Source organism: Sphingobacterium paludis, from assembly GCF_004364125.1.
Taxonomy (GTDB): Bacteria; Bacteroidota; Bacteroidia; order Sphingobacteriales; family Sphingobacteriaceae; genus Sphingobacterium; species Sphingobacterium paludis.
Window position 1 is genome coordinate 1 of the sequence record NZ_SNZV01000015.1, and the last position, 20,467, is coordinate 20,467.

Below are 20,467 nucleotides of genomic sequence, written 5' to 3' on the forward strand. Positions count from 1 at the left end.
AGAGCCACCCTAAAACAGGCTGGTACAAGACCGCCTAAATTGTAAAATTATAAAAAATAATCAATGCTACACTTGCATGTTAACACAGAATCTCACAAAACGAACTTATATAGTGTAATCAGATAGTGTCGATCAGACAAAGTCTCCTTAGAATAGATTACTAATAAATTTATTTTAACTATTGCCGTATAATTCGGAAATTTAATCGATGTAATCAAAAGTCGGTAGTATGAAAAATAAAATCGGTTTCAACCTAATATTTGCCTTGATTGCGCTTCCTATTGGACTAGCATTGCTTAGAGAATTTGACTTTCAGAGTTTAACATTTTGTAAGACCGCTTTAGGAGTTCTTTATCTTCTCACGTTCATTATAAGTGTATTTTTGATGCTTAAGAAGAATAAAAAAGCATCCATTTAATGTCGTTGAAATAGACCCAAGCGCTTGATATAGGAACCATTAGGGTATAAAGTAGGCTCCTTGTTACCGCAATCTAAAAAACCTAAACTCATTCAAATAGGATGTTGAATATTCTAAAAAAACATATAGAAAAATTTGCTCAAGTTTCAGATAACGATTTTGAAGAAATAAAAAAATTTTTTGATATCAGAGATTTTGCAAAAAAAGAGAACCTACTAGAAGAAGGCCAAGTTTGTAGACATCATTACTTTGTTTTAAAAGGTTTGCTACGTAAGTTTTACATTAACGAGAAAGGAACCGAACAAACTACTGAATTTGCGATAGAAACGTGGTGGCTTACCGACAACTTTGCTTATGAACACAAAGCCCGTTCAGATTTTTATATTCAAGCCGTAGAGCCATGTACGATAGTTTATATATCGCAGGACAATCAAGAACAATTATTACAGGCATTTCCCATAATGGAACGGTATTTCCGTTTTGTATACCAACGAGCTTATGCCGCGGCTCAAAAGCGTGTTAAATACCTTTTTTCGCTCTCGAAAGAAGAGTTTTATTGGCAGGCTGTTAGAAATTATCCAGAATTTATACAACGTGTACCTCAATATTTGATTGCTTCATATTTGGGATTTACCCCGGAATATTTAAGCGAAATCCGTAAGAGGCACCTTTCTTAAACCAGTTTAACTTTTTCCGTATTAGCATTTTTCAATTTTGTATTGAACATTTAAAACAAAATAAAATGCAAAAGCGATTTAACATTAAAACAGTAGCTCCAAGTGCTCTGAAAGCAATGATTGGTTTAGAAACCTATCTTTCCCAGTGTACTATTTCCAAAACAACCAAAGAACTCATTAAGATTCGTGCTTCGCAAATTAACGGCTGTGCGTTTTGTATTAATATGCATACCCATGATGCAATTAAAAGTGGCGAAACAAATCAGCGCATTTTCCTGTTGAGTGCTTGGAGAGAAGCTGGGGATATATTTACAGACGAAGAAAAGGTAGTGTTGGCAATAACGGAAGAAATAACACTAATCCATCAAAATGGTTTATCGGATGGAACCTACACAAACGCCTTGCAATTTTTTAGCGAAGCCCAAATTGCAGACATTATCGTGGCAGTAACTACGATCAATCTATGGAACAGGATCGTGCTAAGCACTCATCTATTAATAGGAGAGAGTCTTGCGTAAAATTACTAAAATAATAGATCGCAGGCTTTTAAACATGCGATCTATTATTAGAAAGAGACCGGTTTGAGAATGCTTTTATATTCGATCAGGAATTTTTCTATATTTTAGTGTTAACTATTAAGTATTGAAAATTCCCCAATAATCTACAGCTAAAAACACAAATAAAGATTTCAACGTAAATTGGAGCAACTGTCTCACAAAACGAACAGATAAATTCTTGCAACATAAAAAACGCCTGAAGTGGGGAACTTCAGGCGTTTTTATCTAACTAACCAATTATTAACCTAACAAAGTATTTGCAAAGTTGGCGCCATTTTGTTTTCGCTACAGGTGTGCCCTGCAGACATCCGTCTCACAAAACGAAGAATAACTAGACTGACTATCGCCCTGATCTTAGAGCTAGGGCAAATTCTGCAGGTAATGGACTTTCTTCTATAGCTTTGGCGGATGCTTCCAAATCATAGCTAATCCTTCTAAATTCAACGTTGATGCTGTTGCGAAGTAATAATGAACTGTTATTATCTATGGTAAGCAGTGCATAGCATCCCCTGAGATCGCCATCCTTGGGCTTTCCTACCGAACCCAAATTTATTACATGTTTAAAAACTCCTTGTACGGTCTGTATAATCCGATGGTAGGGCTTGTGGGAATGACCAACAATAAGTATGTCTGCATCTGCTTCATCCAAGAGTTCCAGCACATAATTTTCATCAGTATCAATGAGAATATATTCATCGATACGTCTGGTGCTTCCATGAGCCAAAGCAATCTTGAAAGTCGCTTCCACGAATGTAAACTCGGTATTTATGAGGGCTGGAAGTTTTTTAAGATAGCCTCGATTATCTTCGCTTATTAGGTGATATGCATAGTTCTCACCTTTCTCATTCAAAGATTCCGGTGTAGAGTCGATGCTATCGACTTTTTCATCATGATTTCCCTTTAGCGTAGCAATACCCCGTTTGCGTATTTCACCGACAACCTCATTCGGATAGATGTGATATCCTACTAGATCGCCCAGACAATAAGCAGTATCAGGTTTCTGGCTGTCCAAATCTTCTAGCATAGCCTTAAAAGCATGTAGGTTTGCATGAATATCAGAAAAGAAAGCGATTTTCATATGAGTCGTTCTTTATCAATACTTAGATTCCTCAGATAAGGTCGATGCACCGTAATATCTCTTTCTAAACCAGAATGCCAGATTAACAAGGGCAATCAGTGCAGGAACTTCTACCAAAGGACCTATAACACCTGCAAATGCTTGGCCGGAATTTATTCCGAATACGCCGATAGCTACAGCAATAGCTAGTTCGAAATTATTTCCAGTAGCAGTAAAAGCGATGGAAGTACTCTTAGAGTAATCGGCTCCAAAATAACGACCAGCAAAAAAGCTGATAACAAACATGATGCAGAAATATAGTATTAGCGGAACAGCGATACGCAAAACATCCATTGGGATCTGAACGATCAGTTTACCTTTTATGCTAAACATAATGATGATCGTAAAGAGCAGCGCTACTAAGGTCAAGGGAGATACAGCAGGTATAAACTTATCTTCAAACCAATTTTCTCCCTTTAATTTAATTAGAGTATATCTACTAAGTATTCCCATAGCAAAAGGAATACCCAGATATATTCCAACACTAGTCGCAATTTCAGCAACTGTAATGTCAATCTCTAATCCTTGCACCCCGAAATATGGAGGAAGTAGCGAAATGAAAATATAGGCAAAGACTCCGTACAACAGTACTTGGAATAGACTATTAAGCGCGATTAATCCCGCAGCATATTCTCTGTTACCTTCAGCGAGCTCATTCCACACCACCACCATAGCGATACATCTCGCCAGACCGATAAGAATAAGACCTACCATATATTCAGGGTAGTCATGTAAAAAGGTAATAGCAAGAAAGAACATCAGTAGCGGGCCTACTATCCAGTTGAGCACAAGGGATACGCTGAGTACACGTACGTCTTTAAAGACCTTTCCTATATTTTCATACTTAACCTTGGCAAGGGGAGGATACATCATCAGGATTAAACCGATGGCCAGCGGGATGTTAGTTGTACCAGTGGAAAACGATCCTATAAAAGACGAGGATGAAGGAACAAAGGTGCCTATGGACACACCCATAGCCATAGCAATGAAGATCCATAGCGTGAGGTATCTATCCAAAAATCCTAATTTCTTTCTTTGCGCTACAGGAGCGCAATTCGTTACTGACATATGCTTATCTATAAATACCTTATAAACTACTAGGCTAGGTTTTTGCTGACAAAATCCGAGCAGTAATCTCTGATCAACTGGCGAACTGCTCTGAATTGGTGCATTATTTCTTCCGCAGAACCTTGCGCTTTAGCGGGATCTGGAAAATTATAGTGGAATTTCTGTGCACCCGTCGGGAAGTACGGACAGCTCTCCTTGGCGTTATCACAGACCGTGATAACATAATCAAAATCAACACCCGTGTATTCGTCAATATGGTTGGAGGTATGACCAGAGAGATCTATCCCTTCCTCCTTCATAACCTGAACGGCTCTGGGGTTGACACCATGGGTCTCAATTCCCGCGCTATAAATATGCGCTTTATCCCCGCCGAAATATCTCAGGTAGCCTTCTGCAATCTGACTGCGGCAACTGTTACCGGTACAGAGAACTAATACTTTTTTCATAATACAAGTCTTAACAGCATCCGCCTCCAGGTGTGCATTCTGATGCTCCCTTAGCGAGGTTTACCAATTTAACTTTTTGTTTTTCAGTTGGAACACCACATTTATCCAGTGCCAAGCAGGCTGTCTTTTTGGATAGCAAAATAAAATCTTTGCCATCAAATCCGAGTTCATATTTGCCGATCGTTTCTGATTGGTATTCAACCTCTACATCCAGATCATCCATACCCAAGACCTTTTCTGATAGTGAGATAATATCCATTAGTTTTCCTGGTTTTAAACGATGCTCATAATCATCCGCATCCCAAAGCTGAAAATTCGTTACTCTTTCGTGACGGACAGTGCCTCCACAATCAATAAAATCCCTATTTATAACGCCAACTTCAGTCACATGAAAGTGATCGGGCACGGATTGTCCGCTTTCTAATTTAAAGTTGACGCCCTCTGCATTGGAAAGGATTTGCTTCACATCTGATATCTTCATATTATATAGTATTATTGCAATTTTACGATTGATGATGGCAAAAAAAGTTAACAACACTCGGTTGTACCTTTATAGGAGCCTAGAAATTCTCCAAGCTTATTTTCAAGTAGTTTCCATACTTTGGGATTGATGCAGTAGCATACACTCACTCCTTCAATTGTACCTTGGATAAGTCCAGCTGATTTAAGCTCTTTCAAATGTTGGGAAATAGTTGCTTGTGCCAATCCAAGCTCACCTACCAAATCTCCACAAATACAAGTATTTGATAAAATGATCCTCTGAAGGATCGCAATTCTTGCCGGATGAGCCAGCGCTTTAAATAAGCTTGCTAGCAAGTTCTGCTCGTCAGTAAATATTTCAGTTCTTGTAAGTCCCATATTATATCGCAATATTACGATTGTTATTTAGTAGATGCAAATTATATCATCATTATGATTTGCGAACTCAAGATTTGTCTCACAAAACGAACAGATATATACAGCATAAAAAACGCTTGAGATTCCTAACTTCAAGCGTTTTTATCTAATTAAGCAATTGTTATCCTAGGTACGTATTTGTAAAGGGTTATGCCATTCTTTTTGCTATCAAACTACTGCTAGAGATCCTCCATCAATTTGATAGATTGACCCAGTAATGTATGTAGATTCATCCGAGCAAAGAAAACTTACTAAGTCAGCGATTTCACTAGGTTCGGCGGGTCTTCCTAATGGTACATTTCCAAGTTTATCTAATATATTTTTAATGATTTCTTCAGGCGATACGCCCGAATCCTTACTTATTGAATCGACGTATGATTGCATTTGAGGTGTTTTAACTAATCCTGGAGAAACAGTATTTACTCTAATACCTGAAGGTCCCAATTCGGAAGCCAATGATTTGCTGTATGAATTAAGCGCTGCCTTAGATGCAGAATATGCCATTGTCATTTCCCAGATAGGTTGTATAGCGGGATTCATGGAAATATTCACTATTATCCCTTTTTTTTGCTTTAACATGAGGGGTATTAGGGCTTTGTTGACTCTCACGGCTGACATTAAGTTTAGTTGTATTTCATTTTCCCAATCCTCATCATTAATGAAATTGAACCCACCGCCGGGTGTGAGGTTGGCCCCCGCATTATTTACTATAATGTCTATTTTACCAAAATTCTCTTGAATTTCCTTAAGAATAATTTGTCCAACATCCGCTTTTGAGTGGTCAGCTTTGATAAAATAATGGTTAAGATCATTGTCTTGAGGTTCTGAGCGAGCTGTAATTATTACATCAATACCTTCTCGAGACAGCTTATCTGCAGTTGCACGTCCAATTCCTTTGGTACCACCGGTTACTAGCGCAACCTTGTTTGATAGTGATTTTTTCATCGTCAAATGTTTTCAGTTTAATGTTTCAAATTAACATTCATTACAGTACTTTTGCAAGTAGGTACAATTATGTAGAGTACTTACACATTTGTACACTTAACTGTAATTCAACAATTTATGGAAAGTAAAAATACCGTCACATCTGATAATGCATGTGTTTTACAAGAAATCTTGAAAATTATTGGCGGCAAATGGTCGATGTCAATTGTGTATATCTTATTCTCAGGCACTCATAGGTTTAGTCAGCTAGAAAAATCCATCCCACATATAAATACCAGAATGCTTATCAAAGAGTTAAAAACATTGGCCAGCTTTGATATTGTTTCTAGAAAAGTTTATGCTACGGTTCCTCCAACTGTAGAATATACCTTAACAGAAAAAGGAAAGATGTTGAAGCCTATAATTGATGATATCTATGAATGGGGCAAAGTAAATTTGTGATCATTAGAATGCGGAATTTCATGTTGTAAGGCTTTATTGGCTCTATGGTAGTCCAATCAAAATAAACAAAGACATTTCATTTCTGTCTCACAAAACGAAGGAATTCACCGCTACATCAATCTTTTGAACGAATTTACAGGTTTGATTAAGTTAGGAAAATGTCTGAAAAAAGCGAAATTCAGGCACAGGCAGAATAAGAGACTTCGAATAACATATTGTTCTAGTTTTACATCCAATAACTTATGGAATTATGAGGTGTTTATTGAATTATTCTATCTAAGTGCCAATCACTTTTTTGCGATGGTTTATTCCCCAATCTTTCATTGCATAAATTATAGGTGTCAAGGTATCCGCATAAGGCTCGTGAGTGTAAATAATCTTTACTGGATATTCACTTAGCACAGTTCTTTTAATAAGTTGATGTTTTTCCAGCTCCTTCAGCTCTTTGGCTAGAACTTTTGGAGTGATACCAGGGATACTTTCCTGAATGTCCACAAACCTATCATTGCCTACTCCAATAGATACAATTATTGGAAATTTCCACTTCCCACTCATTACATCCAAAAAATCACGTACTGGTATGATGGTTTTTATGCAATCGTTATATCCTCTCTTTACTGGCATAAATTGTCTTTTAAAAATAATAAATCACTTTCCTTTTGGAAAGCACTATACAAAGTAAAGCATTTTGTGTCTAGATTCGCATCTAAACTTGAGAAAATATCTTTTTTTATGCAAACACTAAAACAAATAAAGCCAAATACTGATGCGTTCAAAAAAGTAATTCGTTTGAGAAAATCCTGCCGTGGTTTTTTAGATACACCAGTGCCAGATCCGATCATTACTTCCGTATTGGAAGATGCACAATTGGCGCCCTCTAATTGCAACACCCAACCGTGGGAAACACATATTGTTTCCGGAGATAAATTGAAAGAACTGGCCGAGGCACTATTAAGAGAAAACGAAGCGGAGCGGTTGTCACCTGACTTTACTTTCGATACGAATGAATACCATGGCCGCTACAAGGAGCGTTACTTTAACCTGGGTAAGACAATGTATGAGGCATTTGATGTTAAACGTGATGACAAAGAAGGACGAAAAGAAGTTTCAGATCAAAATTATAAATTTTTTAATGCGCCGCATATCGCTATACCGTTCATGCCGTCTTTTGGCGACAATGTTCGGGTAGGGGGAGATATAGGAATGTATGGACAAACGTTTCTCTTATCTCTTACAGCCCATGGTCTTGCTGGTATCCCGCAGACAGCATTGGGCTTTTTTGCAGGTAATATAAGGGAAATATTGAACGTGCCAGACGAACTTAAAATGTTATTTGGAATCTCGTTTGGTTATGCCGACCCGAATGCACCGGGCAATTCGTTTAAAATGGAGCGGAACCCTATCTCCCATAATGTCACTTTTCACCAATAAAAATCACTAATAAAAGAACATGAAAAATATGAAAATAGGAATTATCGGAACGGGTGCGATAGGAAGTATCTTAGCTGAAAAATTTGCTCAGGCAGGACATGGTGTAAAAGTGACCAATACCAGAGAAATGTCTGAACTGGAAAAAATAGCAGCCAGTTTGGGCGCAACAGCAGCAACTATACAGGAGGTAGTCAAAGACGTAGATGCCATCATATTCTCAATGCCCTTCAATGCCTATAAAGATCTGCCAAAGAACTTATTGAAAGAAGTTCCTCAGGACGTGGTAGTGATGGATACTTCAAACTATTATCCGTTCAGGGACGGTGAGATTATTGAGCTGGAGCAGCTATCTGAAAGCCAGTATATTTCGAAAATACTTGATCGCCCGATTGTAAAGGTGTTCAATAATATGCTGGAAGGCACCTTGAAACACAAAGGCAAACCAGCTGGCTCATTAGCTAGAGTTGCAATTTCTATAGCCGGAGATAACCCCGAACATAAGAAAGTAGTTGCTCAACTGGTTGATGTCACAGGTTTTGATACCGTTGATGGCGGAAGTCTTTCCGAATCCTGGAGACAGCAGCCCGGTACGCCAGCCTACTGTACGGAATTGAATGAAGCCGAACTGAAACAGGCACTTGCTAACGCCGAAAAAGGAAAAGCCCCGGCAATCCGTGATTTTATAATGGACAACTTAAGAAAATTGGATTCCTGGCCTTCGTACGAAGAGATTTTAGCAGGTAACCGTTTACATGAGATGGGGATAAGAGAATAGATTATGTTTAAAAGGAGATAATAATGAAAGTACTATATACGGCAGAGGCTACTGCTACAGGAGGTAGAAATGGCCAGGTAAAAAGTGATAACGGAGTTTTAGATCTACAGGTCAGAGCACCTAAAGCCATGGGGGGTGGAAGCGATGATTACACAAATCCAGAGCAACTATTTGCAGGGGGGTATGCTGCCTGTTTTGATAGCGCACTGAACCACACTATTCGTTTGGAAAAAGTAAATACTGGTGAAACGTCCGTTACTGCAAAGGTATCAATAGGACCTTTAGAAGGCGGTGCATTTGGCCTGGAAGTAGAACTGGCAGTAAATATTCCAGATGTATCCATTGAAGAAGCCAGGTGGCTCACCGAACGCGCACATCAGGTATGTCCCTACTCCAATGCTACCAGAAATAATATTGAGGTAAGACTTGTTACGACAAACAATTAAAAAGATGGAAAATCAAGGTATTGCTTATTCCATTCTAGAATTGGCACTTTTACCACAGGGCCGTACCATCAAACAAACGCTGAATGATTCCCTAGCATTGGCCAAAGAAGCGCAAGCGATGGGCTATAAAAGGATCTGGTTTGCCGAACATCACAATTCGGAGCATATAGGCAGTACTTCGCCGTCACTATTGATCGGATATGCGGCTGAAAACACCGAAACCATCAAGGTAGGCTCGGGTGGCATCATGCTACCCAATCATTCTCCATTGGTTATTGCTGAACAGTTTGGTACGCTGGCACATTTGTATCCTGGACGCATCGATCTGGGTCTAGGGAGGGCACCTGGCACAGACATTGCAACTGCCCAGGCTATCCGGTCAGATTTCATGCAGGCTGCTCATTCTTTCCCTAAAGAAATTGAGAAAATTCAAAATTACTTTTCTCCTGGCAATAGTGGTTCAAAGGTGAGGGCAGCTATCGCGGAAGGAACTGATGTACCCCTGTATATATTGGGATCTAGCACCGACAGTGCACACTTAGCAGCCCAAAAAGGCTTGCCTTATGCATTTGCAAGCCACTTTGCCTCTACGCATTTACTTGACGCCCTGCAAATCTACCGCGAAGAATTCCAACCATCTGCAGTTTTAGAAAGCCCTTACACGATAGCGGGGATCAATGTATTTGTTGCAGATACAGATGAGCAAGCCGAACGTTTATTTACCACATTGATCAGGATGTTCTTTGGGGTACTTACCGGAACCACAACTGCACTACATCCTCCAACTGTCATGACAGAGGAATTGAGAGCTATGCTGCAACACCCGGCAGTATATCAAATGCTGAAATATTCCTTCGTAGGTAGCAAGTCAACTGTAAAAGAACACGTGCAGGCATTTCTGAACGAGACTAAAGTTGACGAACTGATTGTTGTAAGCCCTGCACACAGCCAGAAAGACCGGATAAAGTCGATTAAACTTTTTTCGGAGATTATGGGCGATATCAATTCGGAAGCTTCCCGTGCTGACCAAAAAATTCCAAAATGAGTGAAAGGAAAAAATTAAAGCTAGCTGCAAATATTGATGGCCTCGGCTGGAACTTTGTGGGGTGGCAGCATCCGGATATGCCCGCGGACGCCAGTGAAAATATAGATTATTATGTGCAGCAGGCGCAACTCGCCGAGGCTGGAAAGTTCGATACGCTTTTCCTGGTCGATGTTAGCCATGTGGGGCCGGGCAATATCCCGCATTACCTCAGCATGTTCGAAGGGTCGACCATCATGTCGGCCATTAGCATGAAAACGGAGAAGATTGGTTTGTCAGCCACCATTGCTACTTCCTATACGGATCCCTACAACGTGGCCAGACAGGTTCTGTCTCTCGATAAGATTAGTAGAGGGCGGGCCTCGGTGAACGCAGTGACCTCCAATCCCGGCGGCATGGTCAATTTCAGTCGCGGTCATTTAACCAAGGCTGATCAATACCCGATGAACAAGGAATTCATGGAGATCCTGATTGGGCTCTGGGATACTTATGAGGATGATGCGTTCATCCGCGACAAGGAACGTGGTATTTACCTGAACCCTGGTAAAATGCATACGCTCAATTACCGGGGAAAATATTTTTCGGTCGATGGACCTTTAAACCTGAGCCGTTCGGTGCAGGGCAGGCCTGTACTTTATACCGCTGGCAGTTCGGCCACCTTTATGGATCATGCGTCAAGCTATACCGACGGAGCATTTATACATGGTCAGACAATGGAGGCCACCATGCAAGTAGCAAATGGCATCAGGGCACGGTTAACCGTAAAAGGACGTCGCCCGGAGGACTTTATTGTGATCACCAGCCAAAATCCAATCGTAGGCCATACCGATGAAGAAGCGGTGGCTAAATACAAGCAATTGCTAGCATTTAATCCCAGGAACAGCATACCTGTACCGCTCTTCTTTGGTTCGGCAGAGCGGGTCGCCGCCCAGGTGCAGTTATGGTATGAATCCGGTGCGATGGATATGCTGATGGTCAGGCAGGACCACCCCCACGGATTGAGAGATTTTATCGAACTGGTGGTTCCGATCCTACAGGAGCACGGTGTTTTTAAGGTTGATTATGAAGGCGATACCTTAAGAGAACATCTGGAGATTCCGAAGCCAGCATTTAGAAAAATCGGATAAGGATCATTGGACATTAACATTTAAAACAAAAACGACCTCAAATGGAAAATAAGCAAAATCACACAGTACTGATCTTAGGTGCCAGTGGAACAATCGGGAGTCAACTGGTTAAAGACCTAGAAGATAAACCTGTTAATATTCGGATCACTTCTCGTAAGCAGAACGAGGTAGAGCGAATTGTAGCCGAAGGAAAAGACTGCAAGTTTCTTGACCTTGATGATCCGAAAACGTTTGCTTTTGCTCTTGCCGGTGTTGATAGCGTATTTCTTTTAACGGGATACACGGTTGGCATGCTCACGCAGAGTAAAACATTAGTGGATGCAGCGAAAAAAGCAGGTGTTAGTCATATTGTACATGTGGGCGTCTTCGCTGAATGGGATACAACTGATGCTCACTTTGCCTGGCATCAGATGATCGAAAAATACATTGAGGCAAGCGGTATGGCATGGACACACCTCCATCCCAATATGTTCATGGAAGCCCTTACGGGTGCTTACCTACCAAAAAACTTTACCTATACCACTTACTGGGAAGATCGCAGGGTTGGTTATATTGCGGCTAGTGATATTGCTGCCGTTGCCGCAAAAGTTCTTGTGGATGGCCCGAGGCTACACGCCAGCAAGGATTATTGGTTAAGTGTCGAAAGCCATAATGGAAAAGAAATTGCACAGCTGATGAGCGAGGTGACCGGACTTGAAATCAAGTGCGAAGAAAAAGGACTTGAAGAGTTTAAAGAACTGATTGAAACATGGATAGCTAACGGTGCTGACCATTGGTACGCAAGCGCAAATATCGAATTTGTTAGACAAATGCTTGATGGAAGAATGTCGTATATGTCCATGGTTCAAAATGATATTCCGTATATCTTGGGGAGACCTGCGAAAACAGTTAAAGATTATTTACTCGAAAATAAAGACTTGCTGATAGCCTCGGCGAATCAAAAATAGTGATTCTACATTTGCTCATAGATCAAGCATTTCGGCTGTGAGCAAAAATTTTGAAAGTATCGGAGATGAACCAGCACGAGATAAATGTTTCTGCGATTTAACTGATATTTGCTTTTGCTAGTGTGTATTAAATTCTTCCGAAACAAGATCATATCCGAAAGTTGTTATCTAAAGTATTTAATCAAAAATTATCGACAACAAATATTATCCAAAAAAATCCATCATCCATTTTAGAAAAAATTCCCGACATGTTATTGTCTCACAAAACGAAGGATTACGACAAAACCAAAAGATTCGAAAAGTAATAAATCTTTAAAATCTACGTGTTAGTGCTACCAAAATTCTACAGACATAAAGTTGTTAGATTACTTCAACATACATAAAGTGATCTGTCTCACAAAACGAAGCTTATGAGCAATCTGTCTATCTCGCAAATAATGGTGCAAGTGATTAGGTATCAATCATTATAGTCCTCAAGCATCTGATAAAAATCTTTTGCATGATTAATAGTTTTCCAAAAAAATATGAGAAAATTTCGAGCTGTTTAGCTATAAGCCAAAGATCAACGGTGTGTGGTAGTTTACCATACTTTACCATGTACCTGTTGAAGAAATTAGTTCGTGCCTTACCAAGTATCACCATTTGACCTAGTGGATTATTGCTGCCGCTCATAGTAAAACATTCATAAATATGGTCTAAACGAAGGTACTGAAATATTTCATGTAATAACCGCCAGCGTTACTTATGTTCATCAATAGTTTTTCGTCTCCAAGTCGAACAGATGCAGAAATATCACTCTTATTAGAGTGTTGAGATATTTAAGGGTAAAGTAAATGAAAATGTTGTGCCCGCTCCGAGAGAACTTTCAACCCAAATCTTTCCACCGTGCCTTTCAATGATTTCTTTACAGATGTAAAGTCCTATCCCAAATCCAGAGACATTCTCGGTAGCCTTTGACTCAACTCGATAAAATCTATCGAACACTTGAGTTATCGCTTCTTCACTCAAACCTATCCCTTGGTCTATAACATGTACAATTAATTCCAAGTCTTTTACTTCGGCTTCTATATGAACGTCACTACCTAGTGGAGAATATTTTACAGCATTACTTAACAAATTATTTATAACTTGCTGTATCTTATAGCGGTCAGCATTTATCGCAACATTTGGCAAATTGCCAATATGAATGTGGTGTGAATTTACTGTTGCATTAAATTCTTCAACAACCTCAATAATAAGCATTCTGAAATCGAATGTTTCTACATGCATATCTAATTTACCGGACTCTAACCTTGATACATTAAGAAACCCCGCTATCAGCTTTGACATTCGGTTCATCTGAACATACGATTTAGCAAGTAATTCTTGAACTGACTTATCGGTTTTATCCTGTAGCCTACGTTGTATAATCTGAATATATGCTTGTAATACAGTAAGCGGAGTTTTAAGCTCGTGACTGACCATCGTGATAAAATCATTTTTACGCTGCTCGTCATTCTTCTCTTCCGTAATATCCATCACCAGCCCAAATAATTTTATAGGATCTCCGTTTGGATTAAGATGAACATTTGCTTTTACTCTAATCCACCTGGTCTCTTTTGAAATTAGATGAGTAATGGAATATGTACTATCAACAGACTTTCCCTTAGAAATAGCATCTGAGAATGCGTTGTTAACTATTTCGTGATATTCCTTATTTACTGCTTGAAGAAGTGTTTCCCAGGTTACTTCTATGTTTTCCGGAATACCAAAAAATGATCGCCCTCTATTACTTAATGTAACTTCCCCATTTATAAAGTTGATTCCACACTGCCCCATATTACCGGCCTCAAATGCTGATTGCAAATTCTCCTGACTTTCTATGAGTTCTATGTTGAGTTTAGTCAAAAGGGCATTTGATAAAGCAAGCTCTTTTATCGGTTCGTATACATCTTTAGAAAAGTTGGAAGGATCATTACAATCTGGTAATAGTGCTATAGACACCTTAATCCATTTTGCTCCTTCCATCTCTGGAGGTAGAAAAGAATACTGAACATGAACGCGAGTATATAAGTCATTATTGATATTCGAGCGTACATTAACTATTCTGTTTACAATGGAATGATGTATCACAACTTCATCGATCAATTCTCCGGTCAATTGCCAAAAGGATCCGAGAACCTCTCTACAATCTTGTGTAACAATTGAGCCCACTTGCTTATTTAAAAGAGTGGCAAATTTTTGATTTGAAAATAATACTAGTAAGCTATCAGCATCAACTACTGTTATAGCTTCGAAGTCCTTTTCAAATTGTGTAAAGGAGTTGTGTGCGGCAGGATTTTGCATATATTCTGTTAACGGGTAAATGTAAACATTATCCTATGATAGAACTTGGAAAACACTAAATTTTTAATAAAATTTTGATAGAGGACTAAAATTTTAAATTTCGTATTTAACCGATATTGACGTCGTTAGTTTGATTCCAGCTATGACCGAGGTTGGATGTTTGAGATGCGCGATAATTGAATCGTGCAAAAAGCATATGAAACGAAAAAAGCCTCAAAATTACTTTTGAGGCATCAAGACCAATGTTTAAATTAATCGTGACCTTCGGTCTTTACGATCTTATTGTAAATGCCTAAAAGTAAAAAGGGTGCAGCCCACTGACCGACAAACAAAGCATTTTTATCTTTTCCTAGACATTTTAATGTAAGGGATACGCCCATTGCTGCAACAGCTGCTCCCAGGAACACCACAGATGGTATTTTTGAAGTTTGTTCTTCGATAGCCTTTGTTGTAGTTCCTTCATTTGGTGAATTAAGTGCCATAATATTCTATTTTTTTGTGATTTTAGTATAATAACAAACTAATTCCTAATTAGTTCTTTAGCGGAGGTAATCTGTAAACTAAAGACTTCGTAACAAAAGAGCGATTCTCCAAGATCTATCAACCAGCTAGTTATTGATTCATCTCAAAATTTAGCGTATGACATTCCTTTAACCAAATCACAAGTATGATTAATTGATGTAGAAGCGCATCAATATATAGGTGTATATACATATGTACACTATAGTGTGTTTAATTTTTAATACAATCAAATTCCTGCATTAAAATAAGTGGTAATTAATATACTTTTCTCTTACTTGGCCGCTAAGGTGAAAGGATATATATTCACTCATTTGCTCATAGTATAAATAACTATATGGAACATCATTGTACGCATTTGCATTCATTCCATAACCATGTTGAATCAATTGGTGTTTGATAATCATATTTGATCTTATCGACTCATGAAAACACAGGTTTCTCCAGGTTCGCCATACCCGCTGGGTGCGACACCATCCGCTGACGGCGTTAACTTCGCCCTATTCAGCCGCGATGCGACTAAAGTCGAACTTCGCCTTTTTACCGATGACAGTAGCCATGCGCAAGAGCAGCGTATTGAGTTGATTGTTCACAAGCACGACGTATGGCATGCATTCATTCCAGATCTGAAGCCTGGCCAGCATTATGGTTAGCGCGTAAATGTTCCTCAGGATCCAGCTAACGGACACTGGTCCACCGCTAACAGACTATTGATCGACCCCCTATGCTAAAGCAATAGCGGGAGCTGTAGAATGGTGCGACGCTAACTTCGGTTACGATGTACACCCTGATCAAAAGGACTTTAGTTTTAATGATCAAGATAATGCCTCTCAGATTCCCAAGGCAGTTGTGGTAGATGGCGGTTACATTTGAGAGAATGTCAAGCTTCCAAAGACTCCGCTTCATAAAGCTATTATCTACGAAACGCACGTCAAAGGCTTTACTTTTACGCATCCTGATATTCCCGAGGAAATCAGAGGAACCTATGCTGCTATTGGACACCCGGCGACCGTTCAATATCTTTTGGATTTAGGTATTACTGCTATTGAGTTGTTGCCGGTTCATCAATTTGTCATTGATCAGCACTTAAAAACCAGGGACTCACAAACTATTGGGGGTATAATTTCATTGGTTTTTTTGCGCCAGATATCCGCTATAGCTCTAATGGCGTAAATGGTGGTCAGGTAAGTGAATTTAAAGATATGGTTAAGGAGCTGCACAAAGCCGGTATCGAGGTTATCCTAGATGTTGTATACAACCATACGGCAGAAGTTAACCACCTTGGCCCTACGCTTTCATTCAAAGGGATTGATAATGCTTCATACTATCGGCTTACAGAGAATCCTCGCTTTTACATGGATTATACCGGTACCGGAAATATTTTAAATGCAAACCTTCCAAATGTGCTCCAACTTTTTATGGACAGTTTGAGGTATTGGATCACGGAAATGCACGTAGATGCATTTCGTTTTGATCTAGCTTCGGCATTGGCAAGAGAGTTTCATGGGTCGACAAGCTCAGTGCATTCTTTGATTTCATTCATCAAGATCCAATCATCTCGCAGGTAAAACTGTTTGCCGAGCCACGGGACGTCGGTGAAGGGGGATATCAGGTAGGTAGTTTTCCGAACCTATTGGCCGAATGGAATGGTAAATACCGTAATTGCGTACGCGACTATTGGATCGGCGCTGATCATACGCTGGCAGAATTTGCCGGAAGCATAATGGGTAGCTCTGACATGTATCAAAATGATAAACGCACACCTACTGCGAGCATTGACTTTATCGCGGCTCACGATAGCTTTACGACCAATGACCTAGTGAGCTATAATGAAAAGCATAATGAGGCAAATGGAGAAGGCAACAACGATGGAGAGAGCCAAAATCGCTCATGGAATTGTGGAATAGAAGGACCAACCGATGATGAACAGGTGAAAAAGCTGCGCAGTAAGCAACGCAAAAACTTGCTTAGTACATTTTTCCTATCTCATGGAGTTCCTATGCTCCTAGGGGGGAGATGAGATTGCGCGCAGGCAGCAAGGAAATAATAATGTGTATTGTCAGGATAATGAGTTAAGCTGGTATAATTGGGCTGAAGTAGACCAAGATCTGTTGGAATTCACCAAAAAGCTGATTGCCCTAAGAAAGAATCATCCAACCTTTACCAGGCGTAAGTGGTTCAGCGGAGATCCTCTACGCAGTACAGGGATTGAGGACATCGTTTGGTTTTTACTTGAAGGGGAGCCTATGCCTGCCGAAGCATGGGAAGCTAGCTATGCAAAATCACTTGCCGTCTATCTAAACGGTAGGGGTATTCGATCTGTTGACCAAAAAGGAAATAGGATCACTGACGACCATGTCTTCTTAATTTTCAATGCGCATCATGAAGCAATAGATTATCAGCTACCAAACAGCGAGTATGCAGGCTCTTGGTGTCTGGAGCTTTACACAGATGATTCAAATGAGAACCAAGAAACACAGTTCGAAGCTTGTTCGAAAATCCGTATTGAGGGCAGATCAAGTATGGTTTTGCTAGAGTGCAAGAACTAAAATTGCTTTCAAGATAACTACCTTAAGAGTGTATGGCTTATTATAAGTAGCTGCGCATCTCCTAGAGTAGTTCTAAAATAGTGATGTGTTCCTTAGGTTGGTATGGCGTAAGGGATTTTTCGATTACGGACAGAAATTACGTATCACTGTCAACTGTTTTAAAAATAAGGATGCTATATTAGTATTCGTTAAAGATCTATTTGTGAAAATAATTAGGCATATAATCGCCCGATATTGCGTATTTTGCTGCAAATTGATATGAACATGGGGGTAGATCTAGATAGGTTTCTCAAGGCACAAAATCTCGAATATTTACAAGCTCTAAAAGAAGTTCGAGATGGGAAGAAGCGCTCGCACTGGATGTGGTACGTATTTCCTCAAATCACCGGTTTGGGAAGTAGTGATACGGCTAAATACTATGCCATTAAAGATGGACTAGAAGCAAGGGCTTTTTTGAAACACCCGGTGCTAGGCTCTAATTTGAGAGAGATAACACAGATTTTATTGATCTACAAAAATGTTCGGCAGAGGACATATTTGGAATGGTTGACTCTTTCAAGCTTCGCTCGTGTATGACCCTATTTGAGGATGTAAGTGACAATGATACACCTTTTACGGAAGTCATCGATAAATACTTCGTAGGTAAACGCGATTCCAAAACAATAGCGATTCTTAAATCCCTGGACTCATAAGTGCTCAATGATTTTGAACACTATCACCGTGATATTGATAGTAGCGGTTATTTCGAAAGTGGAAGCGTAATACTAAATACCGAACCTTCTCCGATTTCGCTTTCTACCCAAATAGTGCCTCCGTGGTCAGCAACAATCTGTTGTGAAATGTACAATCCTATACCAGCTCCAAAGTAGTTGTTGTCATTACCCGACACGCGATAAAATCTATCAAAGACCCTCTTATGGTTTTCCTTTGCAATGCCGATACCTGTATCAGTTACCGATATCTTAGCAAAATTACCGACCCTGCCTACGTGCATGACAACCTGCTTGGAATCCTTGGAATACTTAGCTGCATTGATCAACAGGTTGGTTATCACCTGACTGAGCTGGTCCTTGTTTCCAAGAATCTCCAGATCGGTATCACCATACAACACAAAGTCGTGGCTTTTGTAAACCTCGCCGACCTGAGCAAGCGGGGTATCGATGATATCAATAACTTTAATTACTTCGGATGTTTTATTAGTAGATCCAGATGTCAAAATGGACGTATCAAGCAAATTCGAAATTAATCGGTTCAGGTTTTCCATCGAATCCATAGACTGCCGTAAGCGTGGCTTGTAACCTTCCATATCACCTTTTTCCAACATTCTTTCCAAAAGTTGAAGATTGCCTTTAACAACCGTTATTGGCGTTTTCATTTCATGGCTGGCAATCGCAATAAAATCATCTTTTTTCTTCTCGATAACATATCGCTCGGTGATATCTTCCATGGCAAGAAGTATCCAGTTTTGGTACGCCCCGCCCACGGTTATTTGGGAAGCATTAAGGATAAGGCGTCGCGTACCGATATACGGAAAATCGTGAACCACCTCAAAGTCTTCAAACGGATTGTGTTCAGGCAGGACATTTTCCAGCAAATTGACTAATTCTGGAATATTCCACGATCCCTCCAGTACGTCTGTCAACTTTTGATCTATAAGCTCATTGGCATTGATCTTAAAAAATTTCTCAAAATGCTTATTTACAAGTGCAATTTTAAGATCCGGATTAAGTACGATGAGGCTTTCCCGGATGGTTTCAACAATACCTTTTAAAAAGGCTTCGTGCTCCTGAAGTTCTTTGGTACGCTCATTAACACGCTTCTCAAGATTTTCGCGTTCTAGCTTTAGACTGTGCTCGGCTTCTTTTCGGCGGGTAATGTCGTTTTGGATACCGATAAAATGAGTGATGTTGCCATCTTCATCGTACACAGGGGATATAGACAGCTCATTAAAAAACAGCGAACCATCCTTTTTATAATTTCGGATGTCCACTTGACAGGCTTTCCCTTCCTTTATAGCATCTGCAATAGTTCTGCGGACTTCTTGGTTTCTGTCATTGGCCTGAAGAAATCGGCAGTTATGGCCAATAATCTCATCCATGCTATATCCCGTAATATCACAGAATGCCTGGTTACAATAAATAATGGGATTGTCGGGTAATTTATTATCGGTAATAACCACACCATCGACGGACGCGTCCAGTGCGGTACCGAATATCTTTCTTAAAGCCTGCGCATATTCCGGCATATATAATCGTTTTACAGCATGAATGAATATTCTATAGAACCTGATTATTGGGGCAATGTTTTGGAATATGTACGATTACGTAGTTACATATTACTATCAGGTATTAAGCGCTTGATAATACCTTCAAGATCTGTGATATCAAACGGCTTTGTTATGTATGCATCAGCCATACTGGTCTGGGCTAAACCTGCAAAATCTGTATTGGCCGAATAGAATATGATCGGAATGTCCGCTGTTGTAGGAGTGTTTTTCAAAAGCTGTATGGAATCGAAACCACCATCACCGGGAATCCAGTTATCCATGAGGATAATGTGCGGCGATTCAGCAGCCACATCACTGAGCACGCTATCCGTTCTAATTCGATAGGCGACCTCAAACCCCAGCTGTTCGGCTACAATGCCGGCAAGCTCGGCTGTGGCCAAATCATCTTCAAAAATTAGTATTTTTTTCTTCATATCAAATAATGCTTTACCAAATCATCATGCATATAAAAAC

The 20,467-nt window shown here is 39.8% G+C and carries 24 protein-coding genes and 1 pseudogene; 14 read left to right on the forward strand and 11 right to left on the reverse strand.

Annotated elements, in window-relative coordinates; all coding sequences use genetic code 11:
- The first annotated feature begins 519 nt into the window (after positions 1–519).
- Positions 520–1,095 carry a Crp/Fnr family transcriptional regulator gene (locus B0I21_RS19270; protein ID WP_133642132.1) on the forward strand — a complete coding sequence of 192 codons (576 nt, stop codon included), beginning with the start codon at positions 520–522 and terminating at the stop codon, positions 1,093–1,095.
- Between the two features lie 65 nt (positions 1,096–1,160).
- The gene (locus B0I21_RS19275; RefSeq protein ID WP_133642133.1) at positions 1,161–1,613 is read left to right on the forward strand and encodes a carboxymuconolactone decarboxylase family protein; all 453 of its coding nucleotides are present in this window, start codon (positions 1,161–1,163) and stop codon (positions 1,611–1,613) included.
- Positions 1,614–1,992: 379 nt separating this feature from the next.
- Here the strand turns inward: B0I21_RS19275 and B0I21_RS19280 are convergent, their stop codons facing one another.
- The 6 genes from B0I21_RS19280 to B0I21_RS19305 all read right to left on the reverse strand — a co-directional run bounded on the left by B0I21_RS19280 (position 1,993) and on the right by B0I21_RS19305 (position 6,125).
- Positions 1,993–2,730: a metallophosphoesterase family protein gene (locus B0I21_RS19280; RefSeq protein ID WP_133642134.1), complete on the reverse strand. Its 738-nt coding sequence runs from the start codon at positions 2,728–2,730 to the stop codon at positions 1,993–1,995.
- 15 nt (positions 2,731–2,745) lie between these two features.
- Positions 2,746–3,837, reverse strand: a complete 1,092-nt coding sequence (gene arsB, locus B0I21_RS19285) for an ACR3 family arsenite efflux transporter (protein ID WP_133642135.1) — start codon at positions 3,835–3,837, stop codon at positions 2,746–2,748.
- Positions 3,838–3,866: 29 nt separating this feature from the next.
- On the reverse strand, positions 3,867–4,283 hold the full coding sequence (locus tag B0I21_RS19290) for an arsenate reductase ArsC (RefSeq protein ID WP_133642136.1): 417 nt from the start codon (positions 4,281–4,283) through the stop codon (positions 3,867–3,869).
- A 10-nt stretch (positions 4,284–4,293) separates the two neighbouring features.
- Positions 4,294–4,764 carry a DUF6428 family protein gene (locus B0I21_RS19295; protein WP_133642137.1) on the reverse strand — a complete coding sequence of 157 codons (471 nt, stop codon included), beginning with the start codon at positions 4,762–4,764 and terminating at the stop codon, positions 4,294–4,296.
- 47 nt (positions 4,765–4,811) lie between these two features.
- Positions 4,812–5,141 (reverse strand): ArsR/SmtB family transcription factor, encoded by a 330-nt coding sequence (locus B0I21_RS19300; RefSeq protein WP_133642138.1) that lies wholly within the window; start codon positions 5,139–5,141, stop codon positions 4,812–4,814.
- Between the two features lie 207 nt (positions 5,142–5,348).
- Entirely contained in the window at positions 5,349–6,125 is a 777-nt protein-coding gene (locus B0I21_RS19305; RefSeq protein ID WP_133642139.1) for an SDR family oxidoreductase, read from the reverse strand.
- 117 nt (positions 6,126–6,242) lie between these two features.
- Here B0I21_RS19305 and B0I21_RS19310 point away from each other — a divergent pair, with 117 nt between their 5' ends.
- Positions 6,243–6,566, forward strand: a complete 324-nt coding sequence (locus tag B0I21_RS19310) for a winged helix-turn-helix transcriptional regulator (RefSeq protein ID WP_133642140.1) — start codon at positions 6,243–6,245, stop codon at positions 6,564–6,566.
- Between the two features lie 276 nt (positions 6,567–6,842).
- Here the strand turns inward: B0I21_RS19310 and B0I21_RS19315 are convergent, their stop codons facing one another.
- Entirely contained in the window at positions 6,843–7,190 is a 348-nt protein-coding gene (locus B0I21_RS19315) for a winged helix-turn-helix transcriptional regulator (protein WP_133642141.1), read from the reverse strand.
- Between the two features lie 108 nt (positions 7,191–7,298).
- On the opposite strand from B0I21_RS19315, the gene B0I21_RS19320 reads away from it, so the two are divergent.
- Genes B0I21_RS19320 through B0I21_RS19345 form a run of 6 tightly spaced genes read left to right on the forward strand, consistent with a single transcriptional unit; the run spans position 7,299 to position 12,334 of the window.
- A complete protein-coding gene (locus B0I21_RS19320; protein ID WP_133642142.1) occupies positions 7,299–7,997 on the forward strand; it encodes a nitroreductase in 699 nt (232 codons plus the stop codon).
- 19 nt (positions 7,998–8,016) lie between these two features.
- Positions 8,017–8,772 (forward strand): NADPH-dependent F420 reductase, encoded by a 756-nt coding sequence (locus B0I21_RS19325; RefSeq protein WP_208292399.1) that lies wholly within the window; start codon positions 8,017–8,019, stop codon positions 8,770–8,772.
- Positions 8,773–8,795: 23 nt separating this feature from the next.
- On the forward strand, positions 8,796–9,218 hold the full coding sequence (locus tag B0I21_RS19330) for an organic hydroperoxide resistance protein (protein ID WP_133642143.1): 423 nt from the start codon (positions 8,796–8,798) through the stop codon (positions 9,216–9,218).
- A 4-nt stretch (positions 9,219–9,222) separates the two neighbouring features.
- Positions 9,223–10,263 (forward strand): LLM class flavin-dependent oxidoreductase, encoded by a 1,041-nt coding sequence (locus B0I21_RS19335; protein WP_133642144.1) that lies wholly within the window; start codon positions 9,223–9,225, stop codon positions 10,261–10,263.
- The gene (locus tag B0I21_RS19340) at positions 10,260–11,387 is read left to right on the forward strand and encodes an NtaA/DmoA family FMN-dependent monooxygenase (protein ID WP_133642145.1); all 1,128 of its coding nucleotides are present in this window, start codon (positions 10,260–10,262) and stop codon (positions 11,385–11,387) included. The genes B0I21_RS19335 and B0I21_RS19340 overlap by 4 nt, the downstream gene beginning before the upstream one ends.
- A 41-nt stretch (positions 11,388–11,428) precedes the next feature.
- Positions 11,429–12,334 (forward strand): NmrA family NAD(P)-binding protein, encoded by a 906-nt coding sequence (locus B0I21_RS19345; protein WP_133642146.1) that lies wholly within the window; start codon positions 11,429–11,431, stop codon positions 12,332–12,334.
- An 801-nt stretch (positions 12,335–13,135) separates the two neighbouring features.
- Here B0I21_RS19345 and B0I21_RS19350 read toward each other — a convergent pair.
- Complete coding sequence (locus B0I21_RS19350; protein WP_133642147.1) at positions 13,136–14,659, reverse strand: sensor histidine kinase; 1,524 nt, start codon at positions 14,657–14,659, stop codon at positions 13,136–13,138.
- A 251-nt stretch (positions 14,660–14,910) separates the two neighbouring features.
- Positions 14,911–15,141 (reverse strand): hypothetical protein, encoded by a 231-nt coding sequence (locus B0I21_RS19355; protein WP_133642148.1) that lies wholly within the window; start codon positions 15,139–15,141, stop codon positions 14,911–14,913.
- Positions 15,142–15,603: 462 nt separating this feature from the next.
- On the opposite strand from B0I21_RS19355, the gene B0I21_RS20440 reads away from it, so the two are divergent.
- From B0I21_RS20440 to B0I21_RS19365, 5 genes and pseudogenes are all read left to right on the forward strand, one after another.
- The gene (locus B0I21_RS20440; RefSeq protein WP_243836284.1) at positions 15,604–15,831 is read left to right on the forward strand and encodes a hypothetical protein; all 228 of its coding nucleotides are present in this window, start codon (positions 15,604–15,606) and stop codon (positions 15,829–15,831) included.
- Positions 15,832–16,326: 495 nt separating this feature from the next.
- Positions 16,327–16,746, forward strand: coding sequence for an alpha-amylase family glycosyl hydrolase (locus tag B0I21_RS20445; RefSeq protein ID WP_262708497.1), 420 nt, complete (start codon positions 16,327–16,329; stop codon positions 16,744–16,746).
- Positions 16,747–16,811: 65 nt separating this feature from the next.
- Positions 16,812–17,198: a hypothetical protein gene (locus B0I21_RS20450; protein WP_243836297.1), complete on the forward strand. Its 387-nt coding sequence runs from the start codon at positions 16,812–16,814 to the stop codon at positions 17,196–17,198.
- A 31-nt stretch (positions 17,199–17,229) separates the two neighbouring features.
- Positions 17,230–17,727, forward strand: coding sequence for a GlgX family protein (locus B0I21_RS20455; protein WP_243836299.1), 498 nt, complete (start codon positions 17,230–17,232; stop codon positions 17,725–17,727).
- 264 nt (positions 17,728–17,991) lie between these two features.
- A pseudogene (locus tag B0I21_RS19365) lies at positions 17,992–18,419 on the forward strand (DUF1810 domain-containing protein).
- A 47-nt stretch (positions 18,420–18,466) separates the two neighbouring features.
- On the opposite strand, the gene B0I21_RS19370 reads toward B0I21_RS19365, so the two are convergent.
- A complete protein-coding gene (locus tag B0I21_RS19370) occupies positions 18,467–19,972 on the reverse strand; it encodes a PAS domain-containing sensor histidine kinase (RefSeq protein ID WP_133642149.1) in 1,506 nt (501 codons plus the stop codon).
- Positions 19,973–20,055: 83 nt separating this feature from the next.
- The gene (locus B0I21_RS19375; RefSeq protein WP_133642150.1) at positions 20,056–20,427 is read right to left on the reverse strand and encodes a response regulator; all 372 of its coding nucleotides are present in this window, start codon (positions 20,425–20,427) and stop codon (positions 20,056–20,058) included.
- Between the last annotated feature and the right edge of the window lie 40 nt (positions 20,428–20,467).

Excerpts from the sequence above, each read along its gene's own strand:
- B0I21_RS19355 (WP_133642148.1), bottom strand. The coding sequence starts at position 15,141 with ATGGCACTTAATTCACCAAATGAAGGAACTACAACAAAGGCTATCGAA.
- B0I21_RS19370 (WP_133642149.1), bottom strand. The coding sequence starts at position 19,972 with ATGCCGGAATATGCGCAGGCTTTAAGAAAGATATTCGGTACCGCACTG.
- B0I21_RS19345 (WP_133642146.1), top strand. The coding sequence starts at position 11,429 with ATGGAAAATAAGCAAAATCACACAGTACTGATCTTAGGTGCCAGTGGA.
- B0I21_RS19320 (WP_133642142.1), top strand. The coding sequence starts at position 7,299 with ATGCAAACACTAAAACAAATAAAGCCAAATACTGATGCGTTCAAAAAA.
- B0I21_RS19310 (WP_133642140.1), top strand. The coding sequence starts at position 6,243 with ATGGAAAGTAAAAATACCGTCACATCTGATAATGCATGTGTTTTACAA.
- B0I21_RS19280 (WP_133642134.1), bottom strand. The coding sequence starts at position 2,730 with ATGAAAATCGCTTTCTTTTCTGATATTCATGCAAACCTACATGCTTTT.
- B0I21_RS19275 (WP_133642133.1), top strand. The coding sequence starts at position 1,161 with ATGCAAAAGCGATTTAACATTAAAACAGTAGCTCCAAGTGCTCTGAAA.
- B0I21_RS20440 (WP_243836284.1), top strand. The coding sequence starts at position 15,604 with ATGAAAACACAGGTTTCTCCAGGTTCGCCATACCCGCTGGGTGCGACA.
- B0I21_RS19290 (WP_133642136.1), bottom strand. The coding sequence starts at position 4,283 with ATGAAAAAAGTATTAGTTCTCTGTACCGGTAACAGTTGCCGCAGTCAG.
- B0I21_RS19315 (WP_133642141.1), bottom strand. The coding sequence starts at position 7,190 with ATGCCAGTAAAGAGAGGATATAACGATTGCATAAAAACCATCATACCA.
- B0I21_RS19330 (WP_133642143.1), top strand. The coding sequence starts at position 8,796 with ATGAAAGTACTATATACGGCAGAGGCTACTGCTACAGGAGGTAGAAAT.
- B0I21_RS19350 (WP_133642147.1), bottom strand. The coding sequence starts at position 14,659 with ATGCAAAATCCTGCCGCACACAACTCCTTTACACAATTTGAAAAGGAC.
- B0I21_RS19295 (WP_133642137.1), bottom strand. The coding sequence starts at position 4,764 with ATGAAGATATCAGATGTGAAGCAAATCCTTTCCAATGCAGAGGGCGTC.
- B0I21_RS19340 (WP_133642145.1), top strand. The coding sequence starts at position 10,260 with ATGAGTGAAAGGAAAAAATTAAAGCTAGCTGCAAATATTGATGGCCTC.
- B0I21_RS19325 (WP_208292399.1), top strand. The coding sequence starts at position 8,017 with ATGAAAAATATGAAAATAGGAATTATCGGAACGGGTGCGATAGGAAGT.
- B0I21_RS19335 (WP_133642144.1), top strand. The coding sequence starts at position 9,223 with ATGGAAAATCAAGGTATTGCTTATTCCATTCTAGAATTGGCACTTTTA.
- B0I21_RS19375 (WP_133642150.1), bottom strand. The coding sequence starts at position 20,427 with ATGAAGAAAAAAATACTAATTTTTGAAGATGATTTGGCCACAGCCGAG.
- B0I21_RS19300 (WP_133642138.1), bottom strand. The coding sequence starts at position 5,141 with ATGGGACTTACAAGAACTGAAATATTTACTGACGAGCAGAACTTGCTA.
- B0I21_RS19270 (WP_133642132.1), top strand. The coding sequence starts at position 520 with ATGTTGAATATTCTAAAAAAACATATAGAAAAATTTGCTCAAGTTTCA.
- arsB (WP_133642135.1), bottom strand. The coding sequence starts at position 3,837 with ATGTCAGTAACGAATTGCGCTCCTGTAGCGCAAAGAAAGAAATTAGGA.
- B0I21_RS19305 (WP_133642139.1), bottom strand. The coding sequence starts at position 6,125 with ATGAAAAAATCACTATCAAACAAGGTTGCGCTAGTAACCGGTGGTACC.